Origin of the sequence: uncultured Cocleimonas sp., from assembly GCF_947495625.1 — a bacterium.
GTDB lineage: Bacteria > Pseudomonadota > Gammaproteobacteria > Thiotrichales > Thiotrichaceae > Cocleimonas.
On record NZ_CANLZW010000088.1, the window covers coordinates 1 to 275 of the forward strand.

General features: G+C 44.4%; 1 protein-coding gene. It reads right to left on the reverse strand.

Annotated features, from left to right (window positions below):
• Positions 1-275: GTP-binding protein (locus Q1A31_RS20955; RefSeq protein ID WP_299881797.1), on the reverse strand; the 275-nt coding region annotated here is incomplete at both ends.

Sequence of the window (275 nt, forward strand, 5' to 3'; positions counted from 1 at the left end):
GACAACAAGATGTGCTCACGAGTTTGTGGCATTGGGCCGTCTGCTGCAGATACAACAAGTATAGCGCCATCCATCTGTGCCGCACCAGTAATCATGTTTTTCACATAATCAGCATGACCCGGACAATCTACGTGTGCATAGTGACGCACATCTGATTCATACTCAACATGAGAAGTAGCGATAGTTATACCACGCGCTTTTTCTTCTGGAGCATTATCGATTTCATCGAATGCTTTAACTTCACCACCCATCTTCTCTGCCATTACTTTTGTAAG